The 4,026-nt window shown below is 66.8% G+C and carries 5 protein-coding genes and 1 pseudogene; all 6 read left to right on the forward strand.

Annotation, left to right across the window (positions count from 1 at the left end; translation table 11 throughout):
* Positions 1-206: pseudogene (locus tag GL300_RS25930) on the forward strand (hypothetical protein); the annotation flags it as partial.
* A 4-nt stretch (positions 207-210) separates the two neighbouring features.
* Positions 211-1,074, forward strand: a complete 864-nt coding sequence (locus GL300_RS25935) for an ABC transporter substrate-binding protein (RefSeq protein WP_155042560.1) — start codon at positions 211-213, stop codon at positions 1,072-1,074.
* 15 nt (positions 1,075-1,089) lie between these two features.
* Positions 1,090-1,875, forward strand: coding sequence for a GntR family transcriptional regulator (locus GL300_RS25940; protein ID WP_155042561.1), 786 nt, complete (start codon positions 1,090-1,092; stop codon positions 1,873-1,875).
* A gap of 1 nt (position 1,876) precedes the next feature.
* Entirely contained in the window at positions 1,877-2,620 is a 744-nt protein-coding gene (locus tag GL300_RS25945) for a BtpA/SgcQ family protein (RefSeq protein ID WP_155042562.1), read from the forward strand.
* A complete protein-coding gene (locus GL300_RS25950) occupies positions 2,617-3,099 on the forward strand; it encodes an ureidoglycolate lyase (RefSeq protein ID WP_155042563.1) in 483 nt (160 codons plus the stop codon). The genes GL300_RS25945 and GL300_RS25950 overlap by 4 nt, the downstream gene beginning before the upstream one ends.
* Positions 3,096-4,026: carbohydrate kinase family protein (locus GL300_RS25955; RefSeq protein ID WP_155042564.1), on the forward strand; the 931-nt coding region annotated here is incomplete at its 3' end. The genes GL300_RS25950 and GL300_RS25955, both read left to right, overlap by 4 nt.

Genomic DNA, 4,026 nt, shown 5'->3' on the forward strand with positions numbered 1-4,026 from the left:
CCGGGACGACGATGATCGTTGTCACCCATGAGATCGGCTTTGCCCGCGAGGTCGCCGACCGCGTCGTGGTGATGATCGATGGCGAGGTCCGCGAATGCGGCCCGGCCCAATCCGTGCTGTCCGACCCTACGGACCCGCGCGTGCGCGCCTTCCTGTCCAGGTTCCTGACAGAGACCCCAACGATAACAACCTCCAACAGCGAGTGATCCCATGATGCTTTCGAAGACGGCGATTGGCCGGGCCATGCCGGCCCTGGCCCTGACCCTGGCGCTGGCCGCGCCGGCCCTGGCCGAGACCGACCCCAAGGCCGCCGCGCTGCTGCCGCAGGACATTGCCTCGGCCGGCGTGCTCAAGGTGGTGACCAGCCTGGCCTATCCGCCGATGGAATTCACCGATCCCGGCTCGGATGAGCTGAAGGGCTTCGACATGGATCTGGCACGCGCCATCGGCGAGCGGCTGGGCCTGAAGGTCGAATTCACCAATGTCGAGTTCCCCCAGCTGATCCCGCAGATCGTCACCGATCGCTCGGACATGCTGATCAGCGCCTTCTCGGACAAGGTCGAGCGCCGCGCGCAGCTGGATTTCATCGACTATTTCATCACCGGCAACGTGTTCTACGCGATCGCCGAGAACAAGGCCGAGATCGGCGCGCTGAAGGACCTGTGCGGCAAGACCATCGCCGTCGCCACCGGCACCAGCTGGGTGACCTGGGCCGAAGAGACCGGCAAGGCAACCTGCCCGGCGGACCAGCCCTTCAACGTCATCCAGATCGCCACCCAGGCCGAACATATCATGCAGATGCGGCTGGGCCGGGCGCAGGCCTCGGTCATCGGGGTCGAGGGGCTGGCCGATCTGGCGCTGACCGAGCCGGGCAAGTTCTATCAGCTGGGTGAGCCGGGCGAACAGAACCCCTATGGCATCGCCTTCGCCAAGGACAATCCGCAATTGCGCGATGCGGTGCTTGCGGCCTTGAACGGCATGCTGGCGGATGGCAGCTACAAGCAGATTGTCGAACGCTATCAACTGACTGTCGGCCAGGTCGACAAGTTCGTCGTCAATGGCGCAACCCCCTGAGCAGAAGCAGATCCGATGAGTGACGCACCGCAAGACCAGACCGGCAGCCGCGAAGACCCGCTGGGGTCGATCCGCCTTGACCTTTATTCGGGCGAGCAGCTTTACCGGCAACTGCATCAGGCCTTGCGGGCGGCCATCCTGTCGGGCGCCTATTCCGAGGGGGGGATCCTTCCCTCGGAGAACGAGCTGCGCGACCGGCTGTCGATCGCGCGCACCACGGTGCGCAATGCCATGGCACTGCTGGAACGCGACGGGCTGGTGCGCAAGGAACGCGGGCGCGGCACCATCGTCACCCATCGCCCGGTCACCCACAGCGTCTGGAATTTCGGCAGCTTCTCGGATCTGGCACGCTCCAAGGGGCTGCGCCCGGTCACCCGCGTCCTTGGCCACCGGATCGAGGACGGCACCCTGATCCTGACCCGTGCCCGCGGGCTGGATGATGGCAGTCGCGTCACCTGGATGAACCTTGATACCTCCTGGCTGCCGCTGGCGCTTTATCCGGGGATCGAGCGCTACGATTTCGCCGCGCTGTCGCTTTATGAGGTGCTGCGCCGCGATTACGATCGCCATCCCGCGCGCTCGGAACTGAGCCTGCGCGTCGTGCCGCCAAGCGCGCTTCTGTCCGAGGTCTTTGGCGAGGACCCGGCGATCGCCGGCTATCTGTGCGCCTCGGGCGAGGTGCTGGACGCGGAAGGGCGCGAGGTCGAGCGGACCTCGATCGTCTATTCGCCCCGCGTCGAGATGAATTTTTCAACCCGATGGGGCCAGAATCCGGCTCCGCAGGGCATAGGAGAGAAGTGATATGACGGCGCTTGCAAGCGTGTTTGCAGTCAGATGCCCCATTCTGGGCATGCTGCATCTGGCCGGGAACGATCCGGAATCGAAGCTGGCGCAGGCCCTTGAGGAAGCCCGGATCATGGCCGGGGCAGGGATCGACGGCCTTGTCGTGGAAAATTACTTCGGCGGGGCCGAGGATGTCGAACGCGTGCTGGATCGGCTGATGGGGCTGGATCTGGGGCCGCGCATCGGCGTCAACATGCTGCGCGACAATGACCGCGCCTTCGCTCTGGCCCGGCGCTATCCGGTGGCCTTCATCCAGATCGATTCCGTCTGCGGCCATCTGCCCCCGGAACAGGACGACGCCTTTGCCGCGCATCTGGCGGCCGAGCGGGCCAGCGTTCCGGCGCTGCTGCTGGGCGGCGTCCGCTTCAAGTATCAGCCGGTCCTGTCCGGCCGGGACGAGGCCGGCGACGTGCAACTGGGCGCGGCGCGCTGCGACGGGCTGGTGGTGACCTCGGATGCGACGGGTCAGGAAACCGATCTGGCCAAGGTCGCGCGCTTCCGCGCCGCCACCGGCGGCGACGTGCCGCTGTTCATCGGGGCGGGCGTGACCAATGCCAACCTGCCCGCGCAGATGGAGGCCGCAGATGGCGTGATCGTCGGCAGCTGGCTCAAGGACACCCACAAGGATACCGGCCGGGTCTGCGCCGACCATGTCGCGACCTTCATGGCCACCGTCCATGCCGCGCGGAGCGCCTACGCATGAGCCATGTCACCCCGGAACCCCTGACCGCCGCGGGTTTTGCCGCCTTCGGTCGCGTCCATGATCTTGGCGTGGACGGGCCGGATGTCCGGCTGACGAAAGGGCCGGACTGGCTCGACGGCTTTACCCTGCCGCCGCTGATCGACGGGCGCGGGCATCTGGGCATGACCCGTGCCCCCGCCGCGCCCTGGACCTGCCGCCAGATGGAGCGCCACCCCTTGACCGAGGAGGCGCTGTTCTGCGCGGGCGCGCCCATTGTTCTGGCCGTGGCCCCGCCCTCGGCGGCCGACGCGCCCGATGCCGCGGCGATCCGCGCCTTTGTCATCCAGCCCGGTCAGGTCGCGGTCATGAACCGCAATGTCTGGCACGATGCCTGCTGCGGGCTGGACGGCCCGACCGCCTATTACTGGATGGCGATCTGCGGGCTGGGTCCCGACCCCTGGGTCGCCCCGGATGCCGGCCCGGTCGAGATCCGCCCATGACCGCGTTCTTCATCGGCGATGTCGCGCTGGACGAATATTACACCGCCGAGCGCTGGCCGGGTCCCGCCGACAAGGGGTTCGTCACCGAATTGCCGTCCGAGGCCGGTGGCTCGATCGCCAATGCCGCCGTGGTCCATGCCGGTTTCGGCGGGCGGCCCGAGTTCATCTCGCTGCTGAATGCCAGCCCGCTCTCGGAGCGGCTGATCGCGGATCTGGCCGCGCATCAGGTGGCGACCCGCCACATGCTGCGCGATCCCGCGATCCCGGAATCGCGCAACTTCATCTTTCTGGTCGGTGGCGAGCATATCGTCCTGACCGTCGAGATGGGCCAGCAGCCGATGTGGCTGCCGCCCCAGACCATGACCGCCCTGCGCGCGCCGGGCTATCTTTACACCACGCTCTACCGGGTGCGGCGGCTGCATGCGCAGATCGACGGTCAGGTTCTGGCGCAGGCGGAATTGCTGGCCGATCTGCGCGCCCATGGCCGCAAGCTGGTCTTCGATCTGGATGTCGGCGGTGCGACGGATGCCGACCTGCCCTATCTGCAGGGGGCCGAGGTCGTGATCATGAACCAGACCGGCTTCCGCAATACCTTCGGTCAGGACGACATCCGCTGCGCGCAGGCCTGGATGGCGCAAAACCAAATCCGCACCCTGATCCGCACCGCCGCCGCCGAGGGCGCGACCGCCATGCAGGACGGCACCCTGTTAACCGCGGCCGGCTATGCGGTCGAGGTCGCCGATGTCACCGGTGCCGGCGACACCTTCGGCGGCACTCTGGTCCATGGGCTGGAACAGGGCTGGACCCTGCAAGACACCCTGGCCTTCGCCGTCGCCGCCGCCTCCCGCTCCGTCACCCAACACGGACCCCGAAGCGGTCGAACAACACCACAAAATGTCAAAAACTGGATCCAAAAAAACCAGAACA

This window comes from Paracoccus litorisediminis (genome assembly GCF_009711205.1).
Lineage (GTDB): Bacteria > Pseudomonadota > Alphaproteobacteria > Rhodobacterales > Rhodobacteraceae > Paracoccus > Paracoccus litorisediminis.

Coding starts and splice junctions, on each gene's coding strand:
- GL300_RS25935 (WP_155042560.1), top strand. CDS start 211: ATGATGCTTTCGAAGACGGCGATTGGCCGGGCCATGCCGGCCCTGGCC.
- GL300_RS25940 (WP_155042561.1), top strand. CDS start 1,090: ATGAGTGACGCACCGCAAGACCAGACCGGCAGCCGCGAAGACCCGCTG.
- GL300_RS25945 (WP_155042562.1), top strand. CDS start 1,877: ATGACGGCGCTTGCAAGCGTGTTTGCAGTCAGATGCCCCATTCTGGGC.
- GL300_RS25950 (WP_155042563.1), top strand. CDS start 2,617: ATGAGCCATGTCACCCCGGAACCCCTGACCGCCGCGGGTTTTGCCGCC.